At 65.0% G+C, this 15,468-nt stretch carries 16 protein-coding genes, 1 tRNA gene and 1 pseudogene; 5 read left to right on the forward strand and 13 right to left on the reverse strand.

From position 1 onward, the window contains the following. Positions 1 to 3: 3 nt before the first annotated feature. Both ACQ66H_RS11985 and ACQ66H_RS11990 read right to left on the reverse strand, forming a co-directional pair. Positions 4 to 462: a GNAT family N-acetyltransferase gene (locus ACQ66H_RS11985; RefSeq protein ID WP_430434217.1), complete on the reverse strand. Its 459-nt coding sequence runs from the start codon at positions 460 to 462 to the stop codon at positions 4 to 6. After that, positions 452 to 1,723 (reverse strand): pyridoxal phosphate-dependent aminotransferase, encoded by a 1,272-nt coding sequence (locus tag ACQ66H_RS11990; RefSeq protein ID WP_019918002.1) that lies wholly within the window; start codon positions 1,721 to 1,723, stop codon positions 452 to 454. The genes ACQ66H_RS11985 and ACQ66H_RS11990 overlap by 11 nt, the downstream gene beginning before the upstream one ends. Before the next feature lie 132 nt (positions 1,724 to 1,855). Between ACQ66H_RS11990 and ACQ66H_RS11995 the strand changes: the two genes are divergently transcribed. From ACQ66H_RS11995 to ACQ66H_RS12010, 4 genes are read left to right on the forward strand one after another with little or no spacing between them, the layout of a single operon-like run. After that, positions 1,856 to 2,272 carry an Mth938-like domain-containing protein gene (locus tag ACQ66H_RS11995; RefSeq protein WP_430434218.1) on the forward strand — a complete coding sequence of 139 codons (417 nt, stop codon included), beginning with the start codon at positions 1,856 to 1,858 and terminating at the stop codon, positions 2,270 to 2,272. Positions 2,273 to 2,308: 36 nt separating this feature from the next. After that, complete coding sequence (locus tag ACQ66H_RS12000) at positions 2,309 to 2,761, forward strand: peroxiredoxin (RefSeq protein WP_430434219.1); 453 nt, start codon at positions 2,309 to 2,311, stop codon at positions 2,759 to 2,761. A 48-nt stretch (positions 2,762 to 2,809) separates the two neighbouring features. Continuing rightward, a complete protein-coding gene (locus ACQ66H_RS12005) occupies positions 2,810 to 4,264 on the forward strand; it encodes a PhoH family protein (RefSeq protein WP_430434220.1) in 1,455 nt (484 codons plus the stop codon). Positions 4,265 to 4,285: 21 nt separating this feature from the next. Beyond that, entirely contained in the window at positions 4,286 to 4,747 is a 462-nt protein-coding gene (locus tag ACQ66H_RS12010; protein WP_019917998.1) for a MarR family winged helix-turn-helix transcriptional regulator, read from the forward strand. 35 nt (positions 4,748 to 4,782) lie between these two features. Here ACQ66H_RS12010 and ACQ66H_RS12015 read toward each other — a convergent pair whose 3' ends face one another. From ACQ66H_RS12015 to rnr, 8 genes are all read right to left on the reverse strand, one after another. Further along, complete coding sequence (locus ACQ66H_RS12015) at positions 4,783 to 5,877, reverse strand: DUF748 domain-containing protein (protein ID WP_430434221.1); 1,095 nt, start codon at positions 5,875 to 5,877, stop codon at positions 4,783 to 4,785. A gap of 7 nt (positions 5,878 to 5,884) precedes the next feature. Then, complete coding sequence (gene dnaB / locus ACQ66H_RS12020) at positions 5,885 to 7,300, reverse strand: replicative DNA helicase (protein ID WP_020164928.1); 1,416 nt, start codon at positions 7,298 to 7,300, stop codon at positions 5,885 to 5,887. Between the two features lie 188 nt (positions 7,301 to 7,488). Continuing rightward, positions 7,489 to 7,938 carry a 50S ribosomal protein L9 gene (gene rplI, locus ACQ66H_RS12025; protein ID WP_430434222.1) on the reverse strand — a complete coding sequence of 150 codons (450 nt, stop codon included), beginning with the start codon at positions 7,936 to 7,938 and terminating at the stop codon, positions 7,489 to 7,491. 15 nt (positions 7,939 to 7,953) lie between these two features. Next, on the reverse strand, positions 7,954 to 8,226 hold the full coding sequence (rpsR, locus tag ACQ66H_RS12030) for a 30S ribosomal protein S18 (RefSeq protein WP_008058994.1): 273 nt from the start codon (positions 8,224 to 8,226) through the stop codon (positions 7,954 to 7,956). Between the two features lie 32 nt (positions 8,227 to 8,258). Further along, positions 8,259 to 8,594, reverse strand: coding sequence for a primosomal replication protein N (gene priB, locus ACQ66H_RS12035; RefSeq protein ID WP_020164930.1), 336 nt, complete (start codon positions 8,592 to 8,594; stop codon positions 8,259 to 8,261). Beyond that, positions 8,591 to 8,977, reverse strand: a complete 387-nt coding sequence (rpsF, locus tag ACQ66H_RS12040) for a 30S ribosomal protein S6 (protein WP_008058992.1) — start codon at positions 8,975 to 8,977, stop codon at positions 8,591 to 8,593. Before rpsF ends, priB begins: the two co-directional genes overlap by 4 nt. 132 nt (positions 8,978 to 9,109) lie before the next feature. After that, positions 9,110 to 9,859, reverse strand: coding sequence for a 23S rRNA (guanosine(2251)-2'-O)-methyltransferase RlmB (rlmB, locus tag ACQ66H_RS12045; RefSeq protein WP_430434223.1), 750 nt, complete (start codon positions 9,857 to 9,859; stop codon positions 9,110 to 9,112). Continuing rightward, a complete protein-coding gene (gene rnr / locus ACQ66H_RS12050; protein WP_430434224.1) occupies positions 9,856 to 12,447 on the reverse strand; it encodes a ribonuclease R in 2,592 nt (863 codons plus the stop codon). Before rnr ends, rlmB begins: the two co-directional genes overlap by 4 nt. Before the next feature lie 57 nt (positions 12,448 to 12,504). Here rnr and ACQ66H_RS12055 point away from each other — a divergent pair. Then, positions 12,505 to 12,589: transfer RNA gene (locus ACQ66H_RS12055), tRNA-Leu, on the forward strand. A 115-nt stretch (positions 12,590 to 12,704) separates the two neighbouring features. Here ACQ66H_RS12055 and ACQ66H_RS12060 read toward each other — a convergent pair. The 3 genes and pseudogenes from ACQ66H_RS12060 to ACQ66H_RS12070 all read right to left on the reverse strand — a co-directional run bounded on the left by ACQ66H_RS12060 (position 12,705) and on the right by ACQ66H_RS12070 (position 15,368). After that, positions 12,705 to 14,009 carry an adenylosuccinate synthase gene (locus ACQ66H_RS12060; protein ID WP_430434225.1) on the reverse strand — a complete coding sequence of 435 codons (1,305 nt, stop codon included), beginning with the start codon at positions 14,007 to 14,009 and terminating at the stop codon, positions 12,705 to 12,707. Positions 14,010 to 14,011: 2 nt separating this feature from the next. Further along, positions 14,012 to 15,183, reverse strand: a pseudogene (locus tag ACQ66H_RS12065) (ATP phosphoribosyltransferase regulatory subunit). Continuing rightward, positions 15,183 to 15,368 carry a DUF2065 domain-containing protein gene (locus ACQ66H_RS12070; RefSeq protein ID WP_019917986.1) on the reverse strand — a complete coding sequence of 62 codons (186 nt, stop codon included), beginning with the start codon at positions 15,366 to 15,368 and terminating at the stop codon, positions 15,183 to 15,185. Before ACQ66H_RS12070 ends, ACQ66H_RS12065 begins: the two are co-directional and overlap by 1 nt. Positions 15,369 to 15,468: the final 100 nt, after the last annotated feature.

Below are 15,468 nucleotides of genomic sequence, written 5' to 3' on the forward strand. Positions count from 1 at the left end.
CGGTCAGGCCAGGTCCCGCGAAAAATGAAAACAGGCGATGTGCATGCCTTCGCGATGGTAGAAGCGGTGCGCATCGACGCGATGGGTGCCGGAATCCAGCCGCAGCCGGGTCGCGCCGCGCGCCTTCGCCTCGGCCGCCAGCCAGTCGAGCAGCCGCTTGCCGACGCCGCGCGAGCGCGCTGCCGGGTCGGTCACCAGATCATCGACGTAGAAGAACACTCCGCAGGACGTGTTGCGATAGCTGCGAAAGACCGTGACACCGACGACCTCTCCGTCGGCGACGGCCACCGCGATCTCGCCACCATCGGCCACGATGCCCTGCATCGTGCCGGCGTAGTCGGCCGGCAGATCCGGCCGCAGCGCGCGATGCACGGCTTCGGCCCGGGCGAGCAAGCCCGGTTCCGTTACCGCGCGAGCGCCCGCCACGCGCAGCACTTCGAGCGTCGGCGACTCAGGTGCCATGGCGCTTGCGGTAGCCGTCGAGGAAGCGGGCAATGCGGCCGATGGCGTCGCGCAGATCGTCTTCGTGCGGCAGGAAGACGACGCGGAAGTGGTCCGGACGCGGCCAGTTGAAGCCGGTGCCCTGCACCAGCAGCACGCGCTGTTCTTCCAGCAGTTCGAGGATGAAGCGCTGGTCGTCCTCGATCGGGTAGATCTTCGGATCAAGCTTCGGAAAGAGGTAGAGCGAAGCGCGCGGTTTGACGCAGCTCACACCCGGGATGTCGGTGAGCAGTTCCCACGCCACGTCGCGCTGACGCGCCAGACGGCCGCCCGGCTTGATCAGGTCGTTGATGCTCTGGTAGCCGCCGAGCGCGGTCTGGATCGCGAACTGGCCCGGCACGTTTGAGCACAGGCGCATCGACGCCAGCATGTTCAGGCCGTCGATGTAGTCGCGCGCGTGGCGCTTGTCGCCGGACACCACCATCCAGCCGGCGCGGTAGCCGCAGGCACGGTAGTTCTTCGACAGGCCGTTGAAGGTGACAAACAGCAGATCGTCGGCCAGCGAGGCGATCGAGGTGTGGGTCGCGCCGTCGTACAGCGTCTTGTCGTAGATCTCGTCGGCGAACACGATGAGCTTGTGCTCGCGCGCGATCTGCACCAGGTCGCGCAGCAGGTCGTCCGAGTACAGCGCGCCGGTCGGATTGTTCGGGTTGATGATGACGATGGCGCGCGTGCTCGACGTGATCTTCGAGCGGATGTCGTTGAGGTCGGGCATCCAGTCGGCGCCCTCGTCGCAGATGTAGTGGCGGGCAGTGCCGCCGGCCAGCGTCACCGCGGCGGTCCACAGCGGATAGTCGGGCGCTGGTACCAGCACCTCGTCACCGGTGTTGAGCAGACCCTGCATCGCCATCACGATCAGCTCGGACGCGCCGTTGCCGATGAAGATGTCGTCCACGCCGACGCCGGGAATCTTCTTCTCCTGGCAGTACTGCATGATGGCCTTGCGCGGCGCGAACAGGCCGCGCGAGTCGGTGTAGCCGGCGGCGTCGGGCAGATTGCGGATCACGTCCTGCACGATCTCTTCCGGCGCATCGAAGCCGAAAGGCGCGAGGTTGCCGATGTTGAGCTTGATGATGCGGTGGCCGTCCTCCTCCATCTGGCGGGCCCGGGCGAGGACGGGGCCGCGGATGTCGTAACAGACGTTGGCGAGCTTGGACGACTTGGTGACCGGCGGATGCACGATGGCGGACTCGGAAGACTCTTTGGGCGTATGGCGGGACATGTGGATTACCTATGCGGCGGCGCGCGCGCACTTGCCGCTGCCCTGGCAACATTGCCGGCAGGCGAAAAAGGTATGATTGTAAGCGACCGCCGAAAGCAGGGCAAAACCGTTCTGGCGGCCACGACGATACAGTTGCGAACCACCCCGGACTTCTCCCCACGCGACGTGAAGCTGCACCAGACTCCCCGCCCCACCATTCCGCTGGTCACCGGCTTCGGCGACGGCTATCTGCAGATCGGCGAACGCCGGATCACGCGCACCATCCTGATCGCGCCGGAGCAATTGCGCGAAGACTGGGGCGCCGACGACCTCGACCGTCTGAAGCCGGAAGACTTCACCGAACTTGCGGCGCTGCCGGTGCAGATACTGCTGCTCGGCACCGGCCCGACGCAGCGCTTCCCGCACCCCTCGCTGCTGCGGCCGATGATCGAAGCAGGCATCGGTGTCGAGGTGATGGACACCCTCGCCGCCGCCCGCACCTACAACATTCTGGTGGCCGAAGGGCGAGCGGTGGCTGCCGCGCTGCTGCTGCCCGACGCGACATCCTGACCCCATCTTTCTGCAAGCACTGGAGACCGATACACGATGAGCGAAATCCGGGCTGACGACTTCACCCTGCCCTCCACCTCCGGCGCCGATTTCCTGCTGTCCGCTGCCGGCAAGCCGCTGGTGATCTACTTCTACCCGAAGGACAGCACGCCGGGCTGCACTACGGAAAGTGCGGACTTCCGCGACCGCTACGCCGATTTCAAGGCACTCGGCGCCGACGTGGTCGGCATTTCGCGCGACAGCATCAAGTCGCACCAGAACTTCAAGGCCAAGCTCGAACTGCCGTTCGAACTGCTGTCCGACCCGGACGAGACGGCATGCACGCTGTTCGGCGTGATGAAGATGAAGAACATGTACGGAAAACAGGTGCGCGGTGTGGAACGCAGCACTTTCGTCATCGGTCCGGACAACCTTATCCTGCGCGAGTGGCGCGGCGTGAAGGTGCCGGGCCACGCGGAAGAGGTGCTCGCCTTCGTCCGCTCGCTCTGAACCGCCGTACCCACGACACCACCCGAGACTTCACGCCCACAGGATCACATGGCCACCCGACGCCCCGCAGCAGCCCCTGCCCGCCGTTCCCGCAAGTCGCCCCCGGCCACCAAGCTCTTCGTCCTCGACACCAATGTGCTGATGCACGACCCGACGTCGCTGTTCCGCTTCGAGGAGCACGACATCTTCGTGCCCATCATGACGCTCGAAGAACTGGACAACAACAAGAAGGGCATGACCGAAGTGGCGCGCAACGCGCGCCAGGTGAGCCGCCTGCTCGACGAGATCGTCAGCGGTGCCGAAGACAAGATCGCCGAGGGCATCCCGCTGGCCGCGGCATCGAGCGAACTCGCCAGCGGTCATCTGCTGCTGCAGACCGAAGCGATCAACGGCGTACTGCCGACCGCACTGCCGACCGCCAAGGCGGACAACCAGATCATCGCGGTGGTGATGCATCTTTCGCAGCGCCATCCGGGTCGTCAGGTCATCCTGGTGTCCAAGGACATCAATATGCGCATCAAGGCCCGCGCGCTCGGGCTGCATGCGCAGGATTACTTCAACGACAAGGTGCTCGAAGACACCGACATGCTCTACACCGGCACGCGCGAGCTGCCGGAGAAGTTCTGGGACGAGCACGGCGGCAACCTCGAGTCATGGAAGGAAAACGGCCGCACGATGTACCGGGTCAAGGGTCCGCTGTGCCCGGATCTGCTGATCAACGAATTCGTCTACAAGGAAGCTGGCGCCAAGCAGGACAAGCCCTTCCACGCGCTGGTGCGGGAGCGCGCCGGCAAGACGGCGGTGCTGGAAACACTGGTTGACTACAGCCATCACAAGAATTCGGTCTGGGGCATCCTGGCGCGCAACCGCGAACAGAATTTCGCACTGAACCTGCTGATGAACCCCGAGGTTGACTTCATCACGCTGCTCGGTCAGGCCGGCACCGGCAAGACGCTGCTGACGCTGGCGGCGGGGCTCACCCAGGTTCTTGAAACCAAGCTTTACAGCGAAATCATCATGACCCGGGTGACCGTGCCCGTCGGTGAGGACATCGGCTTCCTGCCCGGTACCGAGGAAGAGAAGATGACGCCGTGGATGGGCGCACTCGAAGACAATCTGGACGTGCTGAACAAGACGGACGATCCGAATGGCTCAGGCGAATGGGGGCGCGCCGCGACGATGGATCTGATCCGCAGCCGCATCAAGGTGAAGTCGCTGAACTTCATGCGGGGGCGCACCTTCCTGAACAAGTTCCTCATCATCGACGAAGCGCAGAACCTGACGCCGAAGCAGATGAAGACGCTGATCACGCGCGCAGGTCCTGGCACCAAGGTCGTGTGCCTGGGCAATATCGCTCAGATCGACACCCCTTACCTGACAGAAGGCAGTTCCGGCCTGACCTATGTCGTTGACCGCTTCAAGGGCTGGCCGCACAGCGGTCACGTCACCCTGCAGCGCGGCGAACGTTCGCGTCTGGCCGACCACGCTGCAGAAGTGCTCTGACCCCCTACGGAGGACATCGCCATGACCTTCATCGACCCGATGCTGCTGGACCAGCAGCTGTGTTTCGCCCTGTACGCCGCCGCCCACGCGATCACGCGCTGTTACACGCCGGGTCTGAAGGCGCTCGGGCTGACCTATCCGCAGTATCTGGTGATGCTGGTGCTGTGGCAGGAAGACGCGCTGACGCTGAAGGCGCTGGCCGAGCGGCTGGATCTCGATTCGCCGACGCTGACACCACTGCTCAAGCGGCTCGAAGCGAACGGCTATCTCACCCGGGCGCGCAACCGCACGGACGAACGGGCACTCGAGATACGACTGACCGAGGCCGGCCACGCGCTGCGGGAAAGAGCGGAGGAGGTGCACGCTGAGGTCGCCCGTCAGTCCGGTCTGCCGCCAGACGCGATGGCGCGCATGCGGGCCGAACTGCAGCGCCTGAGCGCACAACTGAAGGGCGCCGAACAGGCGCGGACACAGGCGGGCTGATCCGCGCCTGGCGAGGGCGGCGGATCGGCCGGCAATCAGTCGCCGAACAGCTTGCCGACGGCCTCGCCCACACCCTTCACCACCGAACTGCCGGCGTTGCCGACGCCGCGCACCAGCCCACCAAGACTGACGCCGAGCGACTCGGCCATGGCGCTGGTGACGCGCGTCGCGAAGCCTTCGTTCAGCGAGAATTTCGGATCGTCGATGCGCCCTTCCAGCGTGAAATCGACGCTGATGCGACCGTTCCTGTCCTTCATCAGCCCGACCACCGCCGCTCGCGGCATGCCCATGAAAGTGTTGTCGGAAGCCAGTTCGAGGCCGGTCAGCGTGAGCGTGCCCGGCGCCTTCAGTCGTTTGTCGGCAACGACAGGACGGATGTCCAGATCCATCGAGCCGCGCTTGACGCCGGTTTCCGCGGCCTGGATCAGATAGGGCTGGAAGGCGACCAGATCGACGCCGCGCAGCGAGAACTCGAGCTTCGCGTCGCGCGTAGCCAGCACGACTTCGCCATTCAGTGCCAGCCGGCCGTCCTGTCGAGGCCCCTTGACGGCCCCGTCGATCGCCAGCGTGGTCGCGCTGTCCAGGGCCGGCAGGTCGATCGGGCCGATATCCGCGTTGAGCGCCTCAAGCGCCAGCCGGTGCGGCGTGCGTCGCACGCTGGCGTCGAAGAAATCGAGCGCACCGTCGCGCAGTTCGATGCGCGCGACGTGCACCGGCGGCACGCTGCCGCCCGCATCGGTGGCTGAGTCGGTTTCGAGCAGGGCGGGCAGCACGCGTAAGCCACCTTGCCGGGTACGCAGCATGGACAAATAGGCGCCTTCGACGGTAATGCGCGCGATGCGCACACGCGCCGACAGCAGGTCGCGCAGTTGCGGCACCACCTCGACCCGCCGCGCACGCAGTTCGTCGTCGGCCGGCCACGGCATGTCGCCGTCGCGCTGCGCGCGGATGCGCACCTCGTACAGCACGACCGCATCCAGCCCGACCTCGATGCTTGCCACCTCACCACGCGGCCCGAGCGCTGCTTGGACCTGGCTGCGCAACAGATGCAGCGCGAGCTGAAAGGCGCCAACACCGAGCACCGCCAGAACGGCGATGACGATGGCAAGGCGACGCAGCCAGACCGTCACGCGCGCCTCAGTAGGAACCGGGCCGCGCGGCGTTGACGAACTTGGTGTGCTCGCCCTGGAAGCCGAGCACCACGGTGCCGGTCGGACCGTTACGGTGCTTGCCGATGATGATTTCGGCCAGCCCCTTGTCCTGGGTGTCCGGGTTGTACACCTCGTCCCGGTAGATGAACATGATGATGTCGGCGTCCTGCTCGATGGCGCCGGATTCGCGCAGATCGCTCATTACCGGCCGCTTGTTCGGACGCTGCTCCAGCGCGCGGTTCAACTGAGACAGCGCGATGATGGGCACGTGCAGCTCCTTGGCCAGCGACTTGATCGCACGCGAAATTTCCGAAATTTCCGCAGTCCGGTTCTCGCCGTCGCGCGTGCCGGACATCAGCTGCAGGTAGTCGATCACGATCAGGCCGAGCTTGCCGCACTGGCGATAGAGCCGGCGGGCGCGGGCACGCAGGTCGGTCGGGTTGATGCCGCCGGTCTCGTCGATATGGATCGGCGCCTCGTGCAGCTTGCCCAGCGCCATGGTCAGCCGGCCCCAGTCGTCGTCGGTCAGGCGGCCCGTGCGCAGGCGCCCCTGATCGATCTTGGCAACGGAGGACACGAAACGCATGGCCAGCTGGGTGCCTGGCATTTCGAGCGAGAAGATGGCGACCGGCAACCCCAGCTCGACCGCCACGTGTTCGCAGATATTGAGCGCGAAAGTGGTCTTGCCCATGGCCGGACGGCCGGCCACGATGATCATGTCTCCAGGCTGCAGACCAGCCGTCTTGTCGTCCAGATCGACGTAACCGGTCGGCACGCCGGTCACTTCCGACGGATCGTCGCGGTCGTACAGCTCCTGGATGCGATTGACCACCTGCACCAGGATAGGCTGGATGGCGACGAAGCCGGTGCTGGCCGAAGCCCCCGCTTCGGCGATCTCGAAAATCTTCGACTCGGCTTCGTCGAGCAGCGTCTTGGCATCGCGTCCGCGCGGCGTCAGCGCATTGGCTGCGATCTCGTCGCCGACGCTGACCAGCTTGCGCAGGATGGCGCGCTCACGGACGATTTCAGCGTAGCGTCGTATGTTCGCCGCCGACGGCGTGTTATTGGCGATCTCGCCCAGATAAGCCAGGCCGCCGGTCTGCTGCGCCTCATCGCCCTTCTCGATCGATTCATAGACGGTCACGACGTCGGCAGGCTTGCCCTGCTCGATCAGCTTGGCGATGTGGCGGAAGATGCGACGATGGTCGTCGCGATAGAAATCGGATTCGTTGACCTGGTCGCCAACGCGGTCCCAGGTACTGTTGTCCAGCAGCAGGCCACCGATCAGCGACTGCTCGGCTTCGATCGAATGTGGCGGCAGCTTCAGCGCCGCCACCTGTCTGTCCTGCGCGGCTTGGGCGGCTTGGGCGTCCGGACCGGGTGCGTTGCGCACGCTGCTCATGATGTCTTTTTCATTCTGGAGAACTTGCCGGGGCAATCCCGCAATCTAGCCGTGCAGCGTCTGCACGACAACTGCACAAGCTGTGGAAAAGCTGTGGGCTTCGCTGTGGATGAAACGCCCGTCGGATGGGCGTTAACGAAAAAGGCCACCCGCAGGTGGCCTTTCCGACGCAGCCCGAAGGCCGGCGATCAATGCTCGCCGAGCACCGACACCGTCACGGTGGCGATCACGTCCGAGTGCAGCGCGATCTCGAACTGGGCATCGCCCACGGCCTTCAGCGGGCCGTCCGGCATGCGCACCATCGACTTGTCCACCGGGAAGGACTGGGCAGCCAGCGCCTCGGCGATGTCGGCAGTGAACACCGAACCGAACAGGCGGCCATCGACACCGGCCTTGCGGGTGATCTGCACCATGAAGCCTTCCAGCTTCTCGGCGACAGCCTTGGCAGCGGCCAGACGTTCGGCAGCGGCCTTTTCCAGTTCGGCACGGCGGGCTTCGAAAGCCGCCAGGTTTTCCGGGGTCACGCGCTTGGCGCGGCCAGTCGGGATCAGGAAGTTGCGGGCGTAACCGTCACGCACCTTCACCACATCGCCCAGATCGCCGAGCTTGGCGACCTTGTCCATCAGGATTACTTGCATGGTCGTCTCCCTCGATTACTGGTGCAGGTCGGTGTAAGGCATCAGGGCCAGGAAGCGAGCGCGCTTGATGGCGGTCGACAGCTGACGCTGGTAGCCGGCACGGGTGCCGGTCAGGCGTGCCGGCATGATCTTGCCGTTTTCGGAGATGAAGTCCTTCAGGATTTCAACGTCCTTGTAGTCGATCTCTTCGATCTTCTCTGCGCTGAAGCGGCAGAACTTGCGGCGCTTGAACATGCTGCGCGAGCCGCGATCGTCCTTCTTCTTGCCGTTCTTCGGTCTGAAAGCCATGGTGGTTTCCTTCCACTGTTGCGACGCCGGGCTCAGTTGCCCGAGGTCACGAATTCGATACGGGTTATGTGCATGACGCCCTGCCTGCTTTTCGCACTGCGGGCGGCCATGAATCCTTCTGCAATCAACGACGTTCCGAGCGGGGCTTGAGCGAGCATCCTTGCAAGATCTCCCAGCAGCACGAAATCGGTTTCAAACCGTACTTCGCGTGGCGCACCGTTTTCGATCTGTTGCGAGAAGTGCTCGAGGCATCCACGCAGGATCGGCACGCCGGCCGGGGTCTGTCTCAGTGCGTCGCGTTCGATCAGCGTGGCGGACAAGGTGAAGCTGTTCGCCGCCGGGCCGACCGCGCCCTGCCCTTCGGTCAAGCCGCCGGCTGTTCCGCAGCCGGGGCAGCGGCTTCAGCAGCCGGTGCCAGCAGCGAACGCGACTTCTCTTCCTTCATCATCGGCGACGGCGTAACGACAGCCTTGCGCATCTTGATGGTGAGGTGGCGGAGAACGGCGTCGTTGAACTTGAAGGCGTGCTCGAGTTCGGCCAGCGTTTCGCCGTCGCACTCGATGTTCATGAGCACGTAGTGAGCCTTGTGCACCTTCTGGATCGGGTAGGCCAGCTGACGGCGACCCCAGTCTTCCAGACGGTGGATGCTGCCGTTGCGGCCAGTGACCAGCGTACGGTAGCGCTCGACCATGGCGGGCACTTGCTCGCTCTGGTCCGGATGGACGATGAAAACCACTTCGTAATGTCGCATGTAATCTCCTTGCGGTTCAGTGCCGGGCAAACACGAGCCTGTCCGGCGGTTACACCTCCCGGCATGCGAATCCGGTGAGGCAAGGTAAGCCCGCGAGTATAGCGCGCGGGCCGTGATTCTTACAAGCCGTGCTCAGCCTGCCCGGGCCGTGCGCTGGCGCCGCGCCTCGAACAGGCACACGCCGCTGGCCACCGACACATTCAGGCTTTCGACCGTGCCATGCATCGGAATCGACGCCAGCACGTTGACGGTTTCGCGGGTAAGCCGGCGCATGCCGTCGCCCTCGGCACCGAGCACCCACGCCACTGCGCCCGACTGGTCGACCGCATACATTGACTTGTCGGCCTCACCGGCCGCGCCGATGGTCAGAATCTCGCGCTCCTTCATTTCGCGCAGGCTGCGCGCCAGATTGGTCACCGTCACGTACGGTACGGTGTCGGCCGCGCCACTGGCCACCTTGATCGCCGTTGCGTTCAGGCCGACCGCGCGGTCGCGCGGTGCGACCACGGCGTGCGCACCGGCCGCATCCGCCACGCGCAGGCAGGCGCCGAGGTTGTGCGGATCCTGGATGCCGTCGAGCACCAGCAGCAGCGGCGGCTCGGACAGCGTATCCAGTACGTCGTCGAGCGACCGGTAAGGAATTTGCGCCAGCACGCGCGCCACGACGCCCTGGTGACGCGCGGCGCCGCCGGCGAGCCCGTCAAGGCGCGCCGGCTCCATCTGCACCCACTTGACGCCGGACGCCTCGGCAGCGCGAATCAAGTCGCGCATGCGACCGTCCTGGCGTGCAGTGGAAACGAACAGCTCCTTCACCGCATCCGGGGCGTGGCGGATCTTCGCGGTGACCGCGTGGAAACCGAAGATGTAGCGGGTATCGCTCATTCGCGCACCCTCCGCTTCGGCACTGCCGACTTCGGTGTGCGGGCGCCGCTCTTCTTGGCGGCGGACGGCTTCTTCGCCGGGGTTTTGCTCACTGCGCTCTTCTTTCCTGTCGTCTTCTTCGTTGCGCTCTTCGCCGTCTTCTTCGCTGCCGGCTTCGGCGCTGCAGCCTTGCTTCCCTTTGGCTTGGGCGCCCGGGCAGGCGGTTCAGTGCGCGGCGCGGGCGCTGTCACGTCCGGTGCGACAGGCTTCGCCTTCCCCTTGGCGTGCGATACCGGCTTATCTTCCCGCGCAGACGCGTCGCGCTCGACGCGCCGGCGCGAAGCCGCGCCGGTCGGGCCCTGCTTGGGCGTCAGCTTCGCCTGCTGCGGCACACGACCGAAGTCCCGCTCGGCACCGCCGGCGAGTCGGAAATCGATGCGCGTGTTGTCGAGATCGACCCGCACGACCTGGATGCGCACGCGATCAGCCAGACGATAGATGCGGCCGCTGCGCTCACCGACCAGGCGATGCTTGCCTTCGTCGTAATGGAAGTAATCGGCGCCGAGGTCGGAAATATGCACCAGGCCTTCGATGAACACGTCATCGAGCGCGACGAACAGACCGAAAGGCACGACCGCCGACACGCTGCCTTCGAACTCCTCGCCGACGCGGTCCTGCATGAAGTAGCACTTGAGCCAGTTGGTCACATCGCGACTGGCTTCGTCGGCGCGCCGCTCGGTGGTCGAGCAGTGCAGACCGATGTCGGACCAGTCGCCCGGCTCGTACCTCTTCTTCGCCAGCGCAGCCTTGATCGCGCGGTGCACCAGCAGGTCGGGATAGCGGCGGATCGGCGAAGTGAAGTGCGTGTACGCCTCGTAGGCCAAGCCGAAGTGACCGACGTTGTCGGGGCTGTAGATGGCCTGGCGCAGCGAGCGCAGCATCACCGTCTGCAGCAGTTGGCGATCCGGGCGGTCGCCGATGCGCTCGAGCAGCGCGGCGTAGTCCTTCGCGTGCGGCTTGTCGCCGCCACCGAGCTGGAAGCCGAACTCACCGAGGAAGGCGCGCAGCTTCTGCAGGCGGTCTTCGCTCGGGCCTTCATGCACGCGGTACAGTGTGTCCTGCCCGCTCTCCTCGAGGAAACGCGAAGCGCAGACGTTGGCCGCCAGCATGCACTCCTCGATCAGCCGGTGCGCGTCGTTGCGCGCGTACGGCACGATGCGCTCGATCTTGCCGGCATCGTTGAACAGCATCTGCGTCTCGACCGTTTCGAAGTCGATAGCGCCGCGCTTCGCACGCGCCTTGCCAAAGACACGGAACACCGCGTCCAGCGCTTCGAGGCGCGGCAGCAGCGGCTTGAGCCGCTTGCGGGTGTCGGCATCCTTGTCATAAAGGGCGGCCGCAACCTCGGTGTAGGTGAGGCGTGCCTTGGAATTCATCACTGCGGCGTAGAAGCGGTAACGCTGGATCGCGCCGGCCGCGGACACGTCCATATCGCACACCATGCACAGGCGGTCCACCTGCGGATTGAGCGAGCACAGCCCGTTGGACAGCTTCTCCGGCAGCATCGGAATGACCCGGCGCGGGAAGTAGACCGAATTGCCGCGCTCGAAGGCCTCGGCATCGAGCGCCGTGCCCGGTTTCACGTAATGACTCACGTCGGCGATGGCCACGACGAGGCGGAAGCCCCGCCCCTGTTTCTCGCAATACACGGCGTCGTCAAAGTCCTTCGCCGTTTCACCGTCGATGGTGACCAGTTCGAGGTCGCGCAGATCGACACGGCCGGCGCAGTCCTTCTCGCGCACCTCGTCCGGCAGACGCTTGGTCGCCGCCAGCACCTTGGCCGAGAACTCGTGCGGCATGTCGTGCTTGCGCAGCGCGATCTCGATCTCCATGCCGGAGTCGCCGTAGTTGCCCAGCACCTCGACCACGCGACCGATGGGCGGCGTATAGCGCGTCGGCTGTTCGATCAGTTCGACCTCGACCACTGCGCCGGCCGCGGCCTTCAGCGCACGCTTGCCCTTCTCGGGGGCGGCCAGCACGATCTGCTGACGGATGCGGCGGTTCTCGGCGATGCAGAACTGCACGCCGTGCTCCTCGACCACACGGGCGATCAGGCGCGAATTCGCGCGCTCAGTCACCTCGACCACCTTGCCCTCGGGCCGGCCGCGACGGTCGGTGCCGCTGATGCGTACCAGCACGCGGTCACCGTGCAGCACGCTGCGCATTTCCTGCGCGCTCAGGAAGATGTCCTTGCGCTCAGCCTTGGCCCCAGGCGGCGTCTTGTCGTCGCCAACGATGACGAAACCGAAACCGTCGGGATGTCCCTCCACGCGACCCGCGATCAGATCGGCCTTGTCGGGGATGATGTAGGCGTCGCGACGATTGCGCATCAGCTGCGCCTCGCGCTCCATCGCACCGAGGCGACGCACGAAGTAATCGCGCTCGTGCGGCTGTATGTCGAGTGCCTGGACCAGTTCGTCGGCACTCATCGGAACCGCTGCCTGCTCAAGCACTTGAACGATGTATTCGCGGCTCGGCAACGGGTTCTCGTAGCGAGCGGTCTCCCGCTCGAAGAAGGGATCCGCGCGGCGGATCTTGCTCAGTTTCACTTTTTTCTCTTTTTCTCTTGACAACGTAGATGCCTAGTATAAAATGCGCAGCCTCTTGCCCAGGTGGCGAAATTGGTAGACGCGCTAGTTTCAGGTACTAGTGCCGCAAGGTGTGGAGGTTCGAGTCCTCTCCTGGGCACCAAACAAGCCAGCAGAAAAGCCGACAGAAATGTCGGCTTTTTTGTTTTCTGCTGCCGCCAAAAACAAAAAATCCGCACACCCCTTCCGGGGCATGCGGTTCGTCGTACCCGTCACCCTCACTCGAAGGGATGACGAAGCACGATGGTCTCTTCGCGATCTGGGCCGGTCGAGATCATGTTGACCGGCACGTCGCACAAGGCCTCGATGCGCGCGATGTAGGCGCGTGCATTGGCCGGCAGATCCTCCACCCGCTTCGCCCCCACCGTCGTGCCATCCCAGCCGGGCAACGTCTCGTAGATGGGCTCGCAGGCACCGACGCGCTCCGACCCCAGAGGCAGCAGGTCGGACACCTCACCGTTGACGCGATAGCCGGTACAGACCTGCAGTTCCTCGATGCCGTCGAGCACGTCGAGCTTGGTCAGACACAGGCCAGTCACGCCATTGATCTGGATCGAACGGCGCAGCGCAGCCGCATCGAACCAGCCGCAGCGGCGCACGCGGCCGGTCACCGTGCCACGCTCGTGACCGATGGTTGACAGATGATGGCCCACGGTGCCCTCTTCCTCGATCGGCAGTTCGCTCGGGAACGGACCGGAACCGACGCGGGTGGTGTAGGCCTTGGTGATGCCCAGCACGTAATGCAGCATGCCCGGGCCGACGCCAGCGCCGGCGCTGGCCGCACCGGCCACGCAGTTGCTCGATGTGACGTAGGGATAGGTGCCATGATCGACATCCAGCAGCGTTCCCTGCGCGCCCTCGAACAGCAGATTGTCGCCGCGCTTGTGCGCCGCGTGCAGCAGCGCCGACACGTCGGCCACCATGGGCAGGAGCCTCGGCGCGAGCGCCAGGACGTCATCGAGCGTCTGCTGATAATCAACCGGCTTGGCGCCAAGCTGCTTTTCCAGCAGGAAGTTGTGGAATTCCATCACCTCGCGCAGCTTCTCGGCGAAGCGCTCGGGATTGAACAGATCAAGCACGCGCAATGCGCGGCGCGCGACCTTGTCTTCATAGGCCGGGCCGATGCCCTTGCCGGTGGTACCGATCTTGGCGCCGCCACGTGCGTCTTCACGCGCGATATCGACCGCGCTGTGGAAGGGCAGGATGAGCGGGCAGGCCTCGCTCACCTTCAGACGCGAACGCACCTCGATGCCACCCGCCTCCAGCTTATCGATTTCCGACAGCAGATGGGACGCCGACAGCACGACGCCATTGCCGATGTAGCAGGCGACACCGTCGCGCATGATGCCGGACGGGATCAGGTTCAGCGCGTACTTCTGCCCCTTGATCACCAGCGTGTGGCCCGCGTTGTGGCCGCCCTGGAAGCGCACGACGCCCTGCGCGTGATCGGTCAGCCAATCGACGACCTTGCCTTTGCCCTCGTCGCCCCACTGGCTGCCGATGACCACTACGTTCTTTGCCATGCTCAAACCTTTCTTTCGAGCGGCTTCACCTGCCACTCACCTTCAACAAATACCAGCTGGCGAGTGCACGCCAGTTCCTGCACATCGTCGTCGTGACCGGGCAGTGCCGCAATCACCGTTTCACCTTGCGCCCGCAGCGCACTCACGCGGGCACGCAGCGCAGCGTCGGCGACCGCCGGCGCAAGAATGGCTGACTTCGCGCCGACGGTTGGAGCAAGCTGCGCCAGCTGACGCAGATCGAGGCTGAACCCGCTTGCCGGCCGCGACCGGCCGAAGGCCTTGCCCACTTCATCGTAGCGCCCGCCCAGCGCGATTGCCTGCGCCTGACCGGCGCAATAGACCGCGAAGCTCACGCCGCTGTGATAGTGGTAGCCGCGCAGATCGGCCAGATCCACACCCGCCACGGCCGGATCGATCGCCGCCGCGAGTTGCGCCAATGCGTCCAGCGCCTGGCCGATGTCCGGCCAGTCCGGCAGCTCCGCACGCGCCCTCGCCAGTACATCGATCTTGCCGTACAGCCCCGGCAGCGCCATGAAGGCGTCGCGCACCTGGGCCGGTTCATCGACGAGCAACTGGCGCAGCGCCGGCAGGTCCTTGCACTGCAGCGCGGCAAACAGCTCCTGCTCGCCGTCCTCGCTGCGCAGCGCCGCGGATTGCAGGCGCGAAGCCAGTGCCCGGAACACGCCGACATGGCCGAGATCGACGCGCGCCGGTTGCACACCCGCCACCTCGAGCGCACGCAGCAGCAGGCCGATCAGCTCGATATCGGCTTCGATACCTGCGTGGCCATACAGCTCGGCACCGAGCTGTATCGGCTCGCGCGTTGCGTTGAAGCCGGACGGCAATGCATGCACGACGGGGCCGCAGTAGCACAGACGCACGACGCCGTTTCGATTGAGCAGGTGCGAGTCGATGCGCGCCACCTGTGGCGTGATGTCTGCACGCAATCCCATGGTGCGACCCGACAGCTGATCGACCAGCTTGAAGGTGCGCAGATCCATGTCGCGGCCACTGCCGGTCAGCAGTGACTCGATGTACTCGACCAGCGGGGGGAAACCAGCTCGTAACCGTGCAGCGCGAATTCGTCGAGCAATCCGCGGCGCAGACGCTCGACCTGCCGTGCTTCATCGGGGAGCAGGTCTTCTATGGATTCAGGAAGCAGCCAGCGACGCATCACTTGAACAGCGCGATCAGCGCGATACCGATAATCATTGAAGTCAGGCCGACGAAGCGCAACTGGCCGTCTGCCAGTTCGGTCGCCCGTCGGAAGGTGTCGCGCCACAGACGGGGCGCGACAAAGGGGAGCACACCCTCGATGACGAGCATGAGCCCCACAGCGATCAACAGGATTGATTCCATCAGCAAAAAAGGCACAGCCCGCAATGCGGGCTGTCGCCTTCGGTCTGGTTCCCTTGTGGAACAACCCGTGGACTATACAGCACGCCCACCGGCTTCACCC

The organism is Methyloversatilis sp. (genome assembly GCF_965284615.1).
Classification (GTDB): Bacteria; Pseudomonadota; Gammaproteobacteria; order Burkholderiales; family Rhodocyclaceae; genus Methyloversatilis.

Excerpts from the sequence above, each read along its gene's own strand:
- rpsR (WP_008058994.1), bottom strand. The coding sequence starts at position 8,226 with ATGGCTTTCAGACCGAAGAACGGCAAGAAGAAGGACGATCGCGGCTCG.
- rlmB (WP_430434223.1), bottom strand. The coding sequence starts at position 9,859 with ATGAGCGATACCCGCTACATCTTCGGTTTCCACGCGGTCACCGCGAAG.
- ACQ66H_RS12070 (WP_019917986.1), bottom strand. The coding sequence starts at position 15,368 with ATGGAATCAATCCTGTTGATCGCTGTGGGGCTCATGCTCGTCATCGAG.
- ACQ66H_RS12060 (WP_430434225.1), bottom strand. The coding sequence starts at position 14,009 with ATGGCAAAGAACGTAGTGGTCATCGGCAGCCAGTGGGGCGACGAGGGC.
- ACQ66H_RS11990 (WP_019918002.1), bottom strand. The coding sequence starts at position 1,723 with ATGTCCCGCCATACGCCCAAAGAGTCTTCCGAGTCCGCCATCGTGCAT.
- ACQ66H_RS12000 (WP_430434219.1), top strand. The coding sequence starts at position 2,309 with ATGAGCGAAATCCGGGCTGACGACTTCACCCTGCCCTCCACCTCCGGC.
- ACQ66H_RS12005 (WP_430434220.1), top strand. The coding sequence starts at position 2,810 with ATGGCCACCCGACGCCCCGCAGCAGCCCCTGCCCGCCGTTCCCGCAAG.
- dnaB (WP_020164928.1), bottom strand. The coding sequence starts at position 7,300 with ATGAGCAGCGTGCGCAACGCACCCGGTCCGGACGCCCAAGCCGCCCAA.
- ACQ66H_RS11985 (WP_430434217.1), bottom strand. The coding sequence starts at position 462 with ATGGCACCTGAGTCGCCGACGCTCGAAGTGCTGCGCGTGGCGGGCGCT.
- rpsF (WP_008058992.1), bottom strand. The coding sequence starts at position 8,977 with ATGCGACATTACGAAGTGGTTTTCATCGTCCATCCGGACCAGAGCGAG.
- ACQ66H_RS12010 (WP_019917998.1), top strand. The coding sequence starts at position 4,286 with ATGACCTTCATCGACCCGATGCTGCTGGACCAGCAGCTGTGTTTCGCC.
- rplI (WP_430434222.1), bottom strand. The coding sequence starts at position 7,938 with ATGCAAGTAATCCTGATGGACAAGGTCGCCAAGCTCGGCGATCTGGGC.